The organism is Massilia atriviolacea (assembly GCF_003953935.1).
In the GTDB taxonomy this organism is placed as follows: domain Bacteria; phylum Pseudomonadota; class Gammaproteobacteria; order Burkholderiales; family Burkholderiaceae_D; genus Telluria_A; species Telluria_A atriviolacea.
This window is the reverse complement of sequence record NZ_RXLQ01000001.1, coordinates 391,191-407,732: the sequence shown is the minus strand read 5'-3', so window position 1 is coordinate 407,732 and position 16,542 is coordinate 391,191. Positions and strand designations below refer to the sequence as shown.

12 protein-coding genes are annotated in these 16,542 nt (G+C 66.8%); 1 reads left to right on the top strand and 11 read right to left on the bottom strand.

Annotated elements, in window-relative coordinates; genetic code table 11:
• Nucleotides 1-4: 4 nt before the first annotated feature.
• The 8 genes from EJB06_RS01710 to EJB06_RS32830 form a co-directional block, all read right to left on the bottom strand.
• The gene (locus EJB06_RS01710) at nt 5-5,254 is read right to left on the bottom strand and encodes a DNA repair ATPase (protein WP_126072264.1); all 5,250 of its coding nucleotides are present in this window, start codon (nt 5,252-5,254) and stop codon (nt 5-7) included.
• Between the two features lie 4 nt (nt 5,255-5,258).
• Nucleotides 5,259-5,792, bottom strand: a complete 534-nt coding sequence (locus tag EJB06_RS01705; RefSeq protein WP_126072263.1) for a zf-TFIIB domain-containing protein — start codon at nt 5,790-5,792, stop codon at nt 5,259-5,261.
• A 58-nt stretch (nt 5,793-5,850) separates the two neighbouring features.
• Complete coding sequence (locus tag EJB06_RS01700) at nt 5,851-7,923, bottom strand: flotillin family protein (protein WP_126072262.1); 2,073 nt, start codon at nt 7,921-7,923, stop codon at nt 5,851-5,853.
• Between the two features lie 29 nt (nt 7,924-7,952).
• A complete protein-coding gene (locus EJB06_RS01695; protein ID WP_126072261.1) occupies nt 7,953-8,594 on the bottom strand; it encodes a ubiquinone biosynthesis protein in 642 nt (213 codons plus the stop codon).
• 37 nt (nt 8,595-8,631) lie between these two features.
• Entirely contained in the window at nt 8,632-8,973 is a 342-nt protein-coding gene (locus EJB06_RS01690; RefSeq protein WP_126072260.1) for a hypothetical protein, read from the bottom strand.
• Between the two features lie 9 nt (nt 8,974-8,982).
• Entirely contained in the window at nt 8,983-9,714 is a 732-nt protein-coding gene (locus EJB06_RS01685) for a PspA/IM30 family protein (protein WP_126072259.1), read from the bottom strand.
• A gap of 10 nt (nt 9,715-9,724) precedes the next feature.
• Nucleotides 9,725-10,141 (bottom strand): DUF2170 family protein, encoded by a 417-nt coding sequence (locus tag EJB06_RS01680; RefSeq protein WP_164557770.1) that lies wholly within the window; start codon nt 10,139-10,141, stop codon nt 9,725-9,727.
• A 265-nt stretch (nt 10,142-10,406) separates the two neighbouring features.
• Entirely contained in the window at nt 10,407-10,535 is a 129-nt protein-coding gene (locus EJB06_RS32830) for a hypothetical protein (protein WP_267876881.1), read from the bottom strand.
• A 274-nt stretch (nt 10,536-10,809) separates the two neighbouring features.
• Here EJB06_RS32830 and EJB06_RS01675 point away from each other — a divergent pair, with 274 nt between their 5' ends.
• Nucleotides 10,810-13,695 (top strand): class I tRNA ligase family protein, encoded by a 2,886-nt coding sequence (locus tag EJB06_RS01675; RefSeq protein ID WP_164557769.1) that lies wholly within the window; start codon nt 10,810-10,812, stop codon nt 13,693-13,695.
• Nucleotides 13,696-13,751: 56 nt separating this feature from the next.
• On the opposite strand, the gene EJB06_RS01670 is transcribed toward EJB06_RS01675, so the two are convergent.
• Genes EJB06_RS01670 through EJB06_RS01660 form a run of 3 tightly spaced genes read right to left on the bottom strand, consistent with a single transcriptional unit; the run spans nt 13,752 to nt 16,470 of the window.
• Complete coding sequence (locus EJB06_RS01670) at nt 13,752-14,561, bottom strand: hypothetical protein (protein WP_229426881.1); 810 nt, start codon at nt 14,559-14,561, stop codon at nt 13,752-13,754.
• A gap of 20 nt (nt 14,562-14,581) precedes the next feature.
• Entirely contained in the window at nt 14,582-15,241 is a 660-nt protein-coding gene (locus EJB06_RS01665; RefSeq protein ID WP_126072256.1) for a hypothetical protein, read from the bottom strand.
• Nucleotides 15,241-16,470, bottom strand: coding sequence for an exo-alpha-sialidase (locus tag EJB06_RS01660; protein ID WP_126072255.1), 1,230 nt, complete (start codon nt 16,468-16,470; stop codon nt 15,241-15,243). The genes EJB06_RS01665 and EJB06_RS01660 overlap by 1 nt, the downstream gene beginning before the upstream one ends.
• Between the last annotated feature and the right edge of the window lie 72 nt (nt 16,471-16,542).

The following is a 16,542-nucleotide window of genomic DNA, read 5'->3' as shown; positions in this document are numbered from 1 at the left end:
GCGCCTACGCCTTGTTCCCGTCCCCCGGGAACAGGCGCGCCAGGCGCCGTTCGATCTCCTTGATATCGGTGCCGGTCTCGCGCACATTGTCCCAGATGCTATGGTCGAGCCGCATCTTGTGGTTCATGGCGCTGATCAGGGGCAGCAGGGCTTGTTCGTAGGAGTCCGCCAGGCGCAGCACCGCATCCTGCAGGCGAACCTGTTCCGGCACGTTGACGTGCACCGCCGGCGCCATGGATTGCCCGAGCGCGGCGATCTGCCTGCCGATCTCGGACAGGGTGTTGGCCACGCGCGTGGCGCCGTCGGCATCGGCCCCGCCCTGCTTGCGCAGGCGCACGAAATCGGCCACCAGCGCCGTCCAGCGCGCTTGCTCGGCCTCGCTCGGCTGCCCCAGCAGGTGCGCCAGCTTGAGCAGGTTTTCCTCGGCCCCCGTGGTCAGCGTCTGCGCTTCGCCGCGATAATGGTCGCGCAGCAGCGCATCGAGCTCGGCATCGTTCATCAGGGCCGATACCTTGGGCGCGAGCTTGCTCATGTTGCGGTAGCTGCCCTGCAGCTTGAAGGGCGGCTCGGTGCGGTAGGCGTCGTCCTGCGCGGCCGAGGCGATGTAGGCCATGTTCACGCCCAGCAGCGCGTCGCGCACCTTGAACAGGCGCTGCAAGACCTTGACGATCTCGGCCACCTCGGCACTGCTGTAGGGATGCGCCAGTTCGCCCGCGGAAAGCGCTTCGCCCTGCGCCATGCGGATCAGGCGCAGCACATCCCGCGGCTCGCGCATGGCCAGCGCCTGCAGTTCCGGATGCGATACCAGCGCATTTTCGATGTAGGACATGGCAAACACGTCTTCCCGTCCGCTGAGCACGTCGCCGAGATTGTAGATGTCGGCCCGGTTGGCCAGCATGTCGGGAATCTTGAAAACATCGCCCGATTCGGTGTAGGGGTTGCCGGCCATGACGATGGCAAAGCGCTTGCCGCGCAGGTCGTAGCTGCGGCTGCCGCCCTGCCAGATGCCTTCGATGCGGCGCGTGCCGTCGGCCAGGCCGATGAACTTTTGCAGGAATTCCGGGTTGGTGTGCTGGATGTCGTCCAGGTACAGCATGACGTTGTTACCCATCGCCAGGCCCAGGTTCAGTTTTTCCAGTTCGGCGCGCGCCGCGCTGTTGTCGGCCCGGGCCGGATCGAGCGAGGTGATTCCATGCCCCAGCACCGGGCAGTTGATGCGCACGAAGATCATGCCGAGGCGGTCGGCCAGGTATTCCATCAGCGTGGTCTTGCCATAGCCTGGCGGTGAAATCAGCAGCAGCATGCCCATGGAATCGGTGCGGCGGGCGTCGCCTGCCGCCCCGATCTGCTTGGCGAGGTTGTCGCCCACCAGCGGCAGGTAGACTTCGTCGATCAGGCGGTTGCGCACGAAACTCGACAGCGGCCTGGCCTGGAACTGTTCCAGCCGCAGGCGCCGCTTTTCTTCCTGGACCAGGCTCTGGCGCAGTTGCCGCAATTGCTCGCAGGCCGGCACGATCACGCTTGCATGCCAGTCCAGGCGCCGCAGGTAGTCGTTCAGATGCAGCGGCATGGCCTGGTTGCCGATGCGCGCATGCTCGCCCAGCAAACCGTCGACGCGCGCGGCCAGCTCGGCCGGCTGGACCCGGCGCGGCAGGCCGCACAAGAGGCTGGCGGCCGCTTCCGGCAACAGGGCCAGGTCATGCTGTCCTTGCCGCATGAAGGCATGCAGCCATTCCGTGGCGAGTTGCCAGCGGGCGCGCCAGGCGAGCGTGGTGTCGAGCCATGGCAGCGCGATGGCATGCCGTTCCAGGTGCTGACGCAAGGCGTGGGCGAGGTCGGTGCCGGCGCGGCTGGCGACCCATTCGTGCGGGGCGGCATGGTGCGCATCGGCCGCCTGCGCGCCGAGTTCGGCCAGCAGGTAGGCGGCGCCCTGGTCGAGCACCGTGTCGGGCGTTTCGGTCGCGCTGTCGAGCCAGGGGGCGAGATCGAGCGCGTGCTGCGCCACGAATTCGCGCAGCGCGCCGGTCAACTGCGCCCGCACCTGCCGGCCCATGCGTTCGCTGCCGAACTGGATGCGCATCAGCTCGGCTTGTTCGGCCTGCTGTTTCGCGGCCTGGGCCGCGGCGTGCAGGCCGGGGGTGTCTTGCAGGTGTTGCCAGTAGATCAGGGCAACGGCGCGCGCGAGCGGGCTGTAGCGCAGCAGGCCGGCGTCTTCCAGCATCGGCAGCAGCTGGCGCAGGATCAGGCTGGCGTCGTGGTCGTGGATGCCTTTCTGGTAGCCTTCGTGAAAGCGCGGCGCGGCGAAGCGGCGCACGGCCTCTTCCAGCGCCGGGTCGGCCGGGTCGCGCGCGGCCTGCACCAGCGCAGTCCATTCCAGTTCGGCCTGCCCCTGCTGCGCGGCCAGCACCACTTGCCAGGCCAGGTATTCGGCGCGGTAGACCTGGGCGCTTTCGGAGACGGTGTCAAAGCCCCAGTAGACCTGCAGCGCGTCGAGGCGCGGCTCGGCGAGCGGCATGAAGTAGTCGGTGCCGGCCAGGTGATAGGCCGGCTTGCCCTCGTGCGTGACCAGGGCCAGGTCGAGCGCCTGCTGGTTGACGGTGAAGGCGTGCTTGCCGAGGCGGATGGTGTTGCCGGTCACCAGTTCGTTGCGGTCGCGCAGGGTGCGCTGGCCCTGCTCGCGCAGCGCCTTCAATTGCCCGGCCAGGTCGTCGGCGCCGACCGCGCCGCCCAGCTTGCGCAGTTCGGCGATGCTGGCGCGCAGCTTGTTCAGCAAGGCGTCGGAAGCGAAGTAGGCTTCCATCTGGGCGGCATCGTTCAGCTGCGCCAGGCGCTTGGGGACGCCGGCCAGGATGCGCCGCGCCGCGTCGGCGATGGCTTGCACGCGCCGGCCGCGCTGCTCCAGCAGGGACTGCTTGCGGCCTTCCAGCGCTTCGTAGACCGATTCGCGCTTGTGGCCGATTTCGGCCAGATAATCTTCTTGCTCGGAAAAGCGGGCTTCCAGGTCTTCCAGCTGAGCCAGCAGTCGGGTCAGCAGCTCGTCGCAGCGTTCGGGCGTGTCGCATTGTTCCAGCGCGCTCTCGACCGACTGGCCGAACAGCTGGAACTGGGCGGCGAATTCGGCCGCCGACTCGCCCTGCGAGAGTTGCTTGCGCCGCTGGCGCGCCTGGGCGCGCAACTTGTTGAGGTCGGCGTAGATGGCGGAAATGGTGTTGAGGATGCGGGTGCGCAAGGTGGCGTCGCCCACGGCCAGCGTGCCCAGCAGTTCGGTCAGGCCGTCCAGGCGCGCGGCGTTCCGGTCCAGCGTGTCGTTGAGCGGGGCTAGCGCGGCCGTGGTGTGCATCTCCGGCAACTGGGCGCGCTGCCTGGCCAGTTCCTCGGTGAAGCGGGCGAAGGCATCTTCGCGCGCCAGGAAGGTGACGGTATTGGCGGCCACGCGCGCTTCTTCCGCCGCCAGTTCCTCGTCCAGCGCGCCGAGCCGCGCCACGTCCATGTAGCGTTGCTCCCTGAGGCTGGCCAGGCGCCCGCGCGCCAGCCGGATCGCGTCCGCCGCGTCGATGAAGTCGGCCGGCGAGTTCCACAGGCGGCTGGCGGTATCGGTGAGCAACTGGCGCTGCGCCAGCGCGGCCTGCGCCAGGGTGGCGGCAGCGTCGCGCCGCACGGCGGCCGCCTTGTCGAATTCGTCGAGGGTGGCTTCGGCCACCGTGATCATGGCCTGCACGTCGCCGCCGGCGTCGTGCGCCTGCGGCGTGCCCAGCCAGTGGAAGGCGTCGGCGATGCGGCGGCACTGGCGCAGCAGCGTTTCGAACACGAAGCGGCCCGGCAGCTGGTCGCGCGGGGCGTCGGCCTGCTCGCGCACCAGGCGCGCCACCGACAGCAGTTCCGACAGGCCGCGCACCAGCTCGCGGTTGCCGATCTTGCCCAGGAAGCTCTGGCGCGGCGCCTGCAGCGCGGCATGGTCGTCGCTCAGAAAGGCGGTCTGCCACAGCTGCATGGGGTGGTTGCGGGTCGGTTCCTCGCTTTCGGCGGTAAACAGCAGCATGGCGCCGTCGGCGTAGTGGGCATAGCCGTGCGCCACCAGCGGCTGGGCCAGCGTCTTGCCGATCAGATTGTAGGTGAGCAGGACGTACACGCCCTGCTCCACGCCGTAGAACACGTACAGCACGTCTTCGCCATTGGGCGACATCACGCGCCGTTCGAACTGCAGTCCTTGCGGCATGTCGGCGAACACCTTGGCCTCGCCGCTTTGCAGGATGTAGCCTTCGGGGAAGACGATGCCGTGGTCTTCGGGCAGCTGGACGCAGGAGGCGCCGATGGCGTCGACCCGGCTCACCTGCGCGGTGCGGCGGTTGAACACCAGGTAGCGGAACAGCGCTTCGCGGTAGGGCTTGATGCGCAGCAGGATCAGTTCGCCCACGGCGGCGTAGGCGATGTCGCCATCGTTGAGCGACTGGTTGCGGTCCTCGACCGCTTCGGCGTAGATCCCGAGGCCGGTTTCGGTATTGTTTTCGATCTTGACGGTCAGGTCGCCGCCCACCGTCTCGACGAACAGGGTGTCGAGGATGTTGATGTGGGGATGCTTGCCGAGCACGTGCTGCTCGCGCGTGGTCTGGGTCCACTCGAAATCGTGGGTCGGCGGCAGCGCAATGTCGCGCTCGCCACGGTTGTCGATGTAGCTGGCCCGGCCCTCATTGTCGAGCTGCCAGCGGAACACCCGCACATCGCTGATGCGCTCGCCGATCTTGAAGGCGGCCAGCAGCTTGCCCTGGTGCACACGCAGCTGGACCAGCTGGGCGTTCTTGTAATAGCTGTACAGCTCGCGGAATTCGGCCAGGAAGCGCGCTTCGGCGAGAAAGGTGTTTTCCAGCGCGAGCGCTTCGAGTTCGGCCTCGCCGCCGTCGGCGCGCAGGCGGTACAGGGCGAACACGTCGGCAACCTGGGTTTCCTGGCGCAAGCCCATGAACACCTTGTAGCCGAACAGCAGCACATCGCCCACCAGGACCAGGTCGCGCGCGACGCAATTGTTCTCGGTGCGGGCGCGGGTGCGGGCGCGCAGCAGCATGTCCTGGCGCCCGAATTCGGCCAGGCGCGATGCGTTGAGCAAGCCGGCCTTGGCTTGCAGGGCTTTGCCGTGCTCGCCCAGGCGCGCGCGCAGCAGGTCGACACTGCTCGATGCGAGCGCGCTGTCGGCGCTGTCGGCGATATCGGATGGGGTGCCGGAATCGGCCGGCGCCGGTGCTGCGTGTGCGTCGTTCATTGACTTAATCCGCTTTGGCGTTGAGGAAGGCGATCATCTCGGACTGGTTCGGCTGGGCCGTCAGCCAGCTGCGCATCTGCACCAGCTGCTCGTAGGCGGCGTCGCCGAAGCGCAGGCGCATGGCTTTGTCGGCGCGCTCGCGCGAGGCGGCGTGCTTCAGGTCGTTCTGCCAGCGCTCCGACACGATCGCGTCGAGCTGATCGTGCAAGCCCATGGCGAGCAGGCGTTCCCACTCGCCCTTGTCGAGCCAGACCGCCTGCGCCATGGCGCTGTAGTCGAGGCGCAGCGGATTGTCGTTGCTGACCTTGATGCGCGTCATCAGGCGGCCGGTGGTGGCGCATACGCGCACCGGTTCGTTGACCTGGGAAATCTCGCCGGCGTACTCGGGCGCGGCGACCTGGGGCCGGGTACGGCGCCAGTCGCGGTAGCGCTCCAGTTCGACCCAGGCGCCGTGGCAGTCGGCGCAACGCTCGGCCGGCAGGCCGCCTTCGATCTTCACTGGCGCAAAATGGCGGCTGCCGCATGCTGGACACATCATGGTCACTCCTGAAAATGGTGAATGCCGGCGGGGCCGCGCCCCGCCGTGCGACAGGTACTCAGTTGGCGCGTGGCGCGTCGAGGGCCGGCTGGAAGGTGGCCAGCAAGCTTTGCAGCGCTTGCTGCTGCTGCGCCGTGCCGTCGCGGCCGACCTTGGCCAGCAGGGCCGAGACGGTCAGGTTCTGCAGTTCGCCCGAGGAGCTGCCCAGTGCGCCGATCAGGCCGCGGATATCGCCCACCATGTCGCGCTCGCCGCTGAGGTGGTCTTTCAGGCCCACCTGCAGGGTACGGCTTTTTTCGACGGTGGCGTCGATCCCCTTGCCGATCGAGAGCGCCTTGACGAAGCGGTCGAAATAATCGCCTTCGCCGCCGACGATGTCGATTTTCGCGTTCTGCAGGGCCTTGCCCAGCACCTCGGCCTGGTCCTTGGCGATCAGGGTTTGCGCATCGATGCCCTTGTTGATCTGCTGGTTGGCGATTTCAAGCTGCATGCGGAACTCTTCGTGGGCCCGGGTTTCCTGGCTCATGGCCGACATGGCTTCGAATTTCAGGGCCAGCCCCTTCGATTCGGCTTCGAAGCGCGCCTGGATCACTTGCGCCTCGGCGTCGCCGTGGGTGGCGGTGGCGGCGGCGTCGGCGCTCTTGACGGCCGCTTGCGCCAGACCCATCTGTTCGACACCGGCCGCTTCGGCCTGCATGCGCAGGCGCATCGCTTCGGCTTCGGCCGTGCCCTGCTTGAGGATCGCTTCGGACGAGGCGACCATCACCCTGGCGCTGGCCAGCCCTGGCGCTGCCAGTTCGGCTTCCTTGCCTTCGGCTTCGCGCTTTTGCGCTTCGGCATGGCGTTCGGCCACTTTCAGGGCGGCGTCGGCGGCGGTCAGGTCTTGCATGGCGCGGTGCTTGGCCGACCGTTCATCGGCCTCGGCCGCCTTGACGGTCATGACCATTTTTTCCTCGGCGGATGCTTCGGCCGAGATGATGACCGATTTTTTCAGGCGGTCGGCTTCGGCGATCGCGCGCACATCCTTGATCGCTTCTTCCTGCTCGGCGACCGTGCGCTCGACCACGATGCGCTCGCGCACCACGTCGGCGATCGCCTTCTTCTGGATTTCGATGGCCTTTTCCTTCTCGATGGTTTGCAGCGCGACCTCCTTTTCGCGCTCGACCACTTCCAGCTGGCGCGCGCGGGTGACGCGTTCTTCCTCGATGGCGACGGCGCGCTTGCGGTTGTTTTCGGCCACTTCCTTCTCGCGCGTGGTGTTTTCCTGCTGCACCATCACCAATTGCTCGGACTGCAGGCGCGCCAGTTCGGACTTGGTGAATTCTTCCGACTGCACTTTCTGCGTCTCGGCCTGCTCGCGCGCGCGCACCGAACTCACTTCGCGGCCCTGGCGCGACTCGGCGTCGGCCTGCTGGCGTTCCAGTTCGAGGATCGCTTCGCGCGTTTCCACATCCTTCTTCTTGATGCGCATTTCTTCATCGCGCTTGAGCTCGTTGGTGCGGATGTTTTCGATGGCGGTCAGCTCGGTGATCTTCTTGATGCCCTGGGCGTCGAGGATGTTGTGGCCGTCGAGTTTTTCGAGCGGGGTTTGCTCGATGTAGTCGATGGCCGCGTCTTCCAGCACATAGCCGGACAGGTCGTCGCCGATCTGGCGGATGATGTCGTCGCGGAAGCGGTCGCGCGCCTGGTACAGCTCGACGAAATCCATGGCCTTGCCGACCGTCTTGAGCGCCTCGGCGAACTTGGCGGCGAACAGGTTTTCCAGGGTTTGCTGGTTCGATGCGCGCACGCAGCCGACCGCCTGCGCCACTTTCAGCACGTCCTGGGTGGTCTTGTTGACGCGCAGGAAGAACGTGACCTTGATGTCGGCGCGGATATTGTCCTGGCAAATCAGGCCATCCTTGCCGAGGCGATTGATTTCGATCGTCTTGAGCGAGATTTCCATCATCTCTTTTTTATGGATGATCGGATACACCATGCCGCCGGTGAAGGTGACTTCCGGCTCGGCGCGCAGGGTATTGATGATCATGACGTGGCCCTGTTCCACCTTGTGGTAAAACTTGGAGAACAGCGCAAAACAGCCCAGTACGATGACGGTGATGATGCCGATCGAGAGCAACAGTATGTCCATGGTTTCTTTCAGGTTCTGATTATGGGTGATTAAAAAGCGGCGGGTGCGGCTTCGACTTCATATTGTTGTGTGGCCGGGTCGTAGGCCACGATGATCGCCCTCGCCCCCTTGTCCAGCGCATTCGGCACGGCGGCCCAGACCCGGATATTGATGCTGGCGCCGTGCGCTTCGACGTCGGCGCGGCCGAAGTGCCGGTCCACGCTGCCGGTGCTGATCCGGCAGTCGAAGCCGACCAGGCTTTCGTTGCTGCGCGCGCCGTGCTTGACGAACAGGCCGCGCAGGGGTTTGAGCACGCGCGCCGCGATCGGGATCGACAAGGCGCCCGCGAACAGCAGCACCCCCACCCCGGCCGCCACGCGCAGCGGCGCCGTCGGCACCCAGGCCAGCAGGTACTGCTGCAGCAGGGCGGTGGCGAGCCAGGTGCAAAACACCAGCACGCTGGCCACCACCGACAGCGGCACCCCGCCCAGGCCCAGCGCCACCAGGTAGCCGGCCAGGGTGTGCACGTCGGGCAGCTCGTGGGCGCCGTCGACGCCGTCGACGTGAAGATCGACCGATTCGCCCATGTCGACCAGACCCACGATCGACAGCGTCCAGTACACCATCAGGACGGCCAGCAGCACCGTGGGGATGGCGGTCGGAAAACTGCTTAAGAGCTGCCAGAGAGTCATGCCGGGTATTCCTTCTTGTCGAGGTTGGTCGTTGTCATTATGCGGTGTCGGTATCGGGCGCTTTTTGCCGCATGGCGAACGCGATCAGGGCTTCGTGCAGGGCTTCCTTGATCTTGCGCCTGTCGTCCGCCGCCAGGCCGAAGCGCTCTCCCAGGAGGGCGTAGTCGGCATCGCTGAGCGAGACGGTCAGGCGCGGCCGCACCGGCTTGGTGGTGCACGGCAAGCCGAGGATGTGGCGGATCTGGTCCGAGGGCGAGCACTGGTTTCGGAAGGCGGCGTAGCGCACCGCATCGATCACCTGTTTTTCGACGTCGAAAGCGACCTGGAGCGAGCGCAAGGCGGCGTCCGATCCTGTCCAGCGTGGGGAACTGCGTACCATCGCGCCCCCTTATGCCGGCTTGTCGCCGCCATCGGCGGCCGCGCTGGCGGCGATGGCGGCGCGCTGTTGCAGGCGCGCCATCACGTCGGCCTTGCGGTTGGGAGCGTCGCCGATGCCGGCGGCGGCCAGCTTGCGTTCGAGCGCCTTGTCGCCGAATTCGCCGTCGAGGGCGTCGGCCGCCTGCATGCGGTCGGCGGTATCCTGGTGGCGCTGCTTGATGCGTTCGAGCGATTCCTTGGCGCTCATCAGCTTCGAGCCGCTGTTGCCCATGCTGCTGGAAATGGTGGCGGTGGCGCGGTACACGCTCTCGGTGGTCTTGGCCATCGCCAGTTCGCGCTCATGGTCGCGCAGCAATGCCTCGGCGCCGCGGATCAGGTCTTTCAGGCGTGCGATATGGCCCGCCAGATCGTCGCGCACGGCGCTCTGGCCGGCGATCGCCACTTCGATGTCGGCCACCTTGCCGGCCACCTCCTCGGCCAGCGCGCCGTGGTCCTTTTGCAGCGCTTCCAGGGCCAGGCTTTCGTAGCGCCGCAGTTCGCCTTGCAGGCGCGCGATCTCGCGGCTGGCCTGCATTTCCTTGGCCATGACGGCGGTCAGGTCCTGGCGCGCGCTGGCGACGTGGGCCTTGGCTTCGACGATTTCCTGCTCGTAGATGCGGTTGGCGTTGTTGTCGACGATGCTCTGCCCGATCGCATGCACGTCGCCGCGCAGCATGGTGAGGATTTTTGAAAAGACAGCCATGATGGACTCCTTATTTTAAGAATTCTGAAAAGACGTCGAGGGCCTCGTACGCGTTGTCGGCGACCATCGCCACATCGGTTGCAATGCTGTCGGCGCTGGCGTCGTGCGCGAGCGAGCCGAAAATCACGTAGTGCTCCCCGACCCGACCGAAGTTCGACAGCGGAATGGCCATGTTCAGGTCCATCATCGCTTCGAGCATCTCGGCGCGGCGCTCGGCGCGGATTTCGGCCTCGGTCCACAGGTAGCAGATGCATAGCACCTGGCTGGGCGTGGCGGTGATGAACACCGGCAGCTCTTCCAGACCTTCGATGCTGATGCGCATCACGGGCACGCCGTCGGCGTCGGCCGGCGGCAGCAGGTTGCTGCTCACGCCTGCGGCATTCGGCCTGCGCAGCATCGCCCGCTCGATTTCCATCATCTGTTTCATTGCTATTTCCATCGTCCTGCTCCTTGCACGGTGCGCTAAATCGATCATCCCTCATGGGCTCGCCAGACATATTATGTCCAAAGTATAGATGCGTGACATAAAATGTCAAGCTGCGCTGCAACATGCCGAAGCGCGAGAACCGATGGGAGAATGGGGATGGCGCCGGACGCTCAGCGCCCGGGCCCGGATGGAAGGAAGCGGCGCGGGGGAACGCCGCGTTCGGATGGCGCGGCGCCGTGGGTCGATCGGAAGCGGTGCTGGCCGATCAGAAGCGGTACTTCGCGCTGAGCGTGAAGGAACGCGGCGCGCCCGGATAGGTCGGGTTGCCCTGCGAATGGAAGGCCAGGTGCCGCTTCCATCCATCGAAAGGGAATGCGACTCGCTCCGACCGCATGCCGGCATGCCCTTGCAAAAAATGTGCAACTGCAATATATTCAAGCCATGAACACGCCCTTCGCCCTCCTCTCGCGCACCCGCCCGGCTACGAACGCCGAAGCCGGCTTGCGCACGGGCGCAGGTGTTGCACGAATTATCCGAGCGGCTGCATGCGTCGCTCGCTTTCGTGTGCCAGTCGTCGGATAAACTTCAAGCGAGCACTTGGCGGTAATTCGCGAAGCGTTCCGCGCAAGTCTCACCCAGCTTTGCTCCCGACTTTATCGGAGCACACCATGTCTACCTCGTTTTCCCCATCGCACGACCACGCCGCCGGCGCGCCCGCCGCCCCCAAATACGCCCTGCGCCTGAAGCAGCCGGCCTTCTGGAACACCCCCAATCCCGCCATGGAAGAGCGCCTGCTGGCCGACTGGCGCGCAACAGGCCAGCGCCGGCAGGTCGGCGCCGAACGCCAGGGCCGGCCGCGCTACTGGCTGCTCGACGGTCCGCCTTACGCCAACGGCAACGCCCACTTCGGCCACCTGCTCAACAAAACCCTCAAGGACGTACATGCCCGCTACGCCAGCGCGTGCGGGCACGCCGTGACCTGGCGCGCGGGCTGGGATTGCCACGGCCTGCCGCTCGAACTGGCGGTGGAAAAGCGCCACGGCCCGCAAGCGAAGCAAGACCCGCTGCGCTTCATGCGCCAATGCCGCGACGAAGCGGCGCACTGGAAGGATCTGCAGGCGGGCGCGATGTCGCGCCTGGGCCTGATGGCCGACATGGACCGGCCATGGCTGACCATGGACCCGGCGCGCGAGGCGGCGTCGCTGTCGCTGCTGCTGGAGTTGTGGCAGGCCGGCCTGCTGGTGGAACGGCACTCGCCCGTGCACTGGTGTCCCGCCTGCCGCAGCGCGCTGGCCGCGAGCGAACTGGAACGCACCGTCAAGGAGCGCATGGAAACCTTCTTCAGCGTGCCGTTGACGCCTGCCTCCTGCGAAGCGATGGCGCGGCGCGCGCGCCGGAACGGGGCGGCCTGGCCGGAGGGGCCGCTGCATCTGCTGTCGTGGACCACGACGCCATGGACCTTGTGGGCCAACGCCGGTTTCGGCCATCCGCGGACCGGCGCGCTGACCGTGGCCACGCTGGCCGGCGGCGTGCGGGTCGTGCTCGCCGTGCAGGCGCGCGATCGCCTGCTGCGCGACGATCCATCGATGTTCAGCCATGCCGGCCAGGGATTCGACGGCGCGCTGGACTTCGCCGAACTGCGTGCCTTGTCGCTGGCCGCCGCCAGTCCCCTCACCGCCCTGGAGGCGCCCTTGCTGGCGGCGGCGTTTGCCAGCGAGAGCGAGGGTTCCGGCTTCGTCCACCTGGCGCCGGCCTTCGGGCCGGACGACTTTGCGCTGCACGAATCCGATGGCGTGCGCCTCGACTGCCATGTGGGCAAGGATGGCCGCCTGGTGGACGTGGGGCCGGTGCCGATGCCGGCCGCGCTGCAGGGCGCCACGCTGGAGGTGGCGTCGCAGGTATCGTGCGCGATGCTGGCCGACGCCGGCCTGCTGGTGCGCATGGCGCGCAGGAGCGTCGAGACGACTATGTGCTGGCGCCACAAGAAGGCCGTGTTCTACCGCGCCAGCGGCCAATGGGCGCTCGATTTGCACAAGGGCTTCGATGGCTGTCCCGAGGGCCTGGCGCAGCGCGCGCTGGCCGCGCTGGACGCCACCGTGTTCCTGCCGGACGACAAAGCGCGCGCGCCGCTGACGCTGATGATGTCGACGCGCCGCTTCTGGACCCTGTCGCGCGACCGTTTGTGGGGCGTGCCGCTGCCGTTCTTCCGGCACCAGACCAGCGGCGAACTGCATCCCGATACCGCCGCCCTGTGGCGCGCGCTGCTCGATCGGGTGCGCACCGAGGGCGTGGAAGCCTGGCAGGCGTGCGAGACGCCGGCCGGCTACGTGAAGAGCGCGCAGAGCGTCGACGTCTGGTTTGACGCCGGCGCCGCGTGGCACAGCGCGGCCGAAGATGGCGGCGGCCAGGCCGACATGGTGGTCGAAGGCCAGGACCAGACGCGCGGCTGGTTCTTATCGTCGTTCCTGCTGCATGCCTTCAAGAGTCCCCTGCCCCCGTTCAAAAAAGTGATGACCCATCGCTTCGTGGTCGATGAAGAAGGGATGAAGTTTTCCAAGGAAAAGGGCAATGCGCCGGACAGCGCGGCGCTGTTCGCCCGGTCCGGCGCCGACGTGTTCCGCCTGTGGGCATGCAGCCAGGACGTGGGCGACGAGATGAAGTGGTCCGCCACCTCGCTCAGGCAGGCGACCCAGGACGCCAAGGACTGGCGCAGCTTCCTGCGCTTTCATCTGGCGAACATGGAAGACGCGGCCCACACCGCCCGCCCATCCACGCTGCGCGATCTCGACCGCCTGGCGCTGCGCAAACTGCAGGCGGCGCGCGCCGAATGGCATGCGTGCATGGACGGCGGGCGCTTTTACCAGGCGCTGGGCTGCCTGGCACAGTTCCGCCAGTGGGCCAGTGCGGAGTGGTTCGAGCTGTCGAAACGCACCCTGTACTGCGCAAACGACGGCAGCGCCGAACTGGCGAGCGTGCAATGGGCGCTGCGCGAATCGTTTCTGCTCTGCGCGCAGATGCTGGCGACGGTGATGCCGTTCGCCTGCGAGGAGGCTTACCTGGCGTGGCCCGGCCATCCGCGTGCGTCGCTGTTCCTGCATGCGCTGCCCGCACGGGAGGCGGTCTCGGAGCCGGATGCCGCGCTGCGCCGGGCCGAGTCGATGCTGGCCTGGCGCCGCGCGTTGCAGCCCCTGGTCGAACGCACCCGCGCGCTGGTCGAGAAAGGAACGCCGGTGTGCCTGGTGTTCGGTGCGGGACAAGACCCGGAGGTCCCGCAAGACGCGCAAAATCCGCAAAATCCGCAAGACCCGCACGGGGAGGAGCGCCTGCGCGCCCTCTTCCCCGGTTGCTTTGTGCTGCAGGGCGAGCATGCGCGCGCGCTCGACATGTGGGAGGCCGGTCCGGTCGGTGACGGGGTGCCGGTCAGGGTCGGCAAGCCGGCCGTCCGTCCGCACCGGTGCGGCCGCTGCCGCGACTATGTGGGCGCTGCGCTTGAGGCGCCGGGCTTGTGCCGCCAGTGCGTCGCCGACATGACGCCGGGGGTGACGCCGATGTGACGCCGATGTGACGCAAAGGCGCCAGGGGCATCCGGCCAGGCCGGACGCCCCTGCGCTTACGCCGCCATGTTCGGTACGGTGCCCGCAGCCAGCAGCCAGGAAAGGAAGAGGATGAAGACCATGACGACCTGGAATATCACGACCAGGCGGCGGCAATCGGACTCGCTATCGAACATTTTCGGCCGGTCGTATCCGATGCCGACCATGTAGGCCGCAAATACCGTGGCGAGGTAGTGCACCGCACCGAACATCTCGCCCAATTCTCCCTTGCGCGGATGATCGATCAGAACATGCGACAGGATGACCAGCACCAGATAGATAATCGACACCGGCAGCGGCGGCAGGTAGAGGCCGACCGACTCGACGTAGCGCTTGATCGCCGGACGCGAGCGCGCCAGCAGCGGCAGCACCAGGTTGTGCGCGAGTCCGGTGATAAGGATCAGCTTCAGGATGACGGTTTTATGCAGGCTGCCGCTGCCCAGCGCCAGATTGTGCAGATTGGTTTCGGCCTGACGGTTATTCTGGCGGAAGAATTCGGAACTTTCCACGCCAAGCACACGCTGGAACCAGCTGATTTCTTCCAGGGCGGCCAGTCCCACCAGCAAGCTCAGGCCCGCAATGCCCAGCACTTCCAGGCTCAACGGCGAAACATGGCGCGCGCGCTCCACCGCCACCAGGCCAAGCATCACCGAGATAACGGTGAAGCAGAGAAACTGCATCCATTCGACCAGGCGGTCCTCGGCGAGCAGGCCCCAGAGCGGGGCCGGATCGGTGCCGGACAGGGCGCACGCATACACGAGGACGCCGGCGTTGATGCCGATAGCAGCGAAGTACGCCGGATGAATATACCAATTGCGTTTTGTCACAGACCTAACTCCACTTAAGATTAAAAAACGACCGGACTGGCTTGCGCGGCATCGGCAGTCGTCGAGGCGGCACGCGTCGAGCGATGGCGGAAACGGGCCGCAAGCGATAACAATGCCCAAGCCCATAAAAAGGGGTCGAGCAGCGTGTCCCAAAGATTGCCCGTCGGAAGGCGCAGAACGGCAAACAGCAGCAATGCCGCGAGCACGGCCGCCGCTTGCGGCCGTGCATGGCCGCGGACGATCGCCGCCGAACAGAGTACCGCGAGCAGCAGCGCCAGCAGCGGTGCGCCGCGCGGACCGAAGCCCGCATAGAAGAATCCCTGCGACAGCAGGCCGATGGCGTCGAGGTAAAGTGCCACGCCCGCCAGCGCAACCAGCGCCGCCAGCGGAGCGGGCATGACCTTGGTCGCGGGCCGGCCTTGCCAGGCGCAGTGTAACTTGAGCGCACTGAGTCTCACAAGCAAGGCGCTTGGCCATTGAAAGACCAGGCCCAGCCAGAACGCCGGCGATGCTTCGCCCGGCAGCATCTGCGGCAAGGCGGCGCATGCGGCGATGGCGGCCAGCCTGGCGCGCGCGAGCTGCCATGCGCGCGGCCACAGCGCCACGATCAAGGCGGCGAGCACGATCGCCCACGCCGCCCGCCCGTACACGATCTGCCAGGCCAGTTCCGGCAAGCTCATTATGATCCCCTGCCGTAGCTGATCTGGTATACGTGGTGCGCGATGGCGGTGCGGCGCGATGTGTAGGTGACATGCAGTTCGTTACCGAGCTGCTGCAGGGTCGGATACGAAAACTCTTCGCCCGGCCCACCGCTCGCCACGTCGAAAAGATGCTCCCATGCGCGCGCGTCTTTTGAGATGGAAAGACGAAGTACGTTGCGATCCGAGCCCCCCGCGCCCACGTGGTTGTGCAGGAGCAGGAAACCGCCTTTGCTCAACTGCTGCGCAGCCAGCGAACTGGAATGATTGGCAATATCGAGCGCGGGCAAGTCCTCCCAGCTGGCGCCGCCGTCGCGGCTGAATGCCTGCTGCACGCGGCGTTCCGGCCCGGAATCGCGCATCCAGGCATGCGCCTCGAACGCCGACACCGGCACCAGGGCCGGTTGCAGCGAGGTGGTCCTGGTACCGATGCGCGTGAGCGAACGCGGATTCCCGGCGTCGTCGAAGGCCATGAAGATCGGGTACTTGATGCCGAGCTCAAAGTAGGCGGGCAACCACCATCCGCCGTCCGGGTGCGCGACCGGCGACGTCCGGACCAGGACGCTCGTGTTGAACATCGGCGACATCGGGAGCACGCGCCTGACGTCGAAGCGCTCGCCGGCATCGGACGAGACCAGGTGGACGACGCGCGATGCGGCCCAGCCACCGAGCCCGGTCACTACCACGTACAGATTGATCTTGCCGTCGCGGGCGGTCCAGGCCACCGGGTTGCCGATGCGCCGCACGCCGAAGCCCAGCGCGGCAGCGAGGGAATCGCGGCTGGCGATTTCGCGCGGCGGGCCCCAGATACCCGCGCTCCAGCGGGCGGCGTAGACTTTCACGTCGGGTCCGCTCTCCCGGCTTCCCGCCCACCAGAACGCCATCATGCGCTCGCCGGGCAATGACGCCAATGCGCTCGCATGGGCCGATGGCACGCCCGCAGGCATGGGAATAAGGGTGGAGGAAAGCGTCGTCAGCGTGACGCCCCCGGCCGCCGCCGCGATCGCGGCGACCGCTGTCGACTTCGCGGGGGCGCGAAACCATCGATGGAGCTCGGCCGCCGACATCGCCAGCAGCGCGAGCAGGCAGGCCACTGCCAGCAGCCTGGAGGCGCCGGCGGGCAGGTGCGGCGCCGGATCGCCCCGCGTGGGCGCCGGGCCTGCTTCGATGCCAGCCGCATAAGGCGCGCCGGGTAGTTTTCTGGAAAACATGCTTTTGGGTCCATTCATACGACAGTACCCTTGACGGAGGACGAATGCGCAGCGCCGCCTGTCGAATGGCGC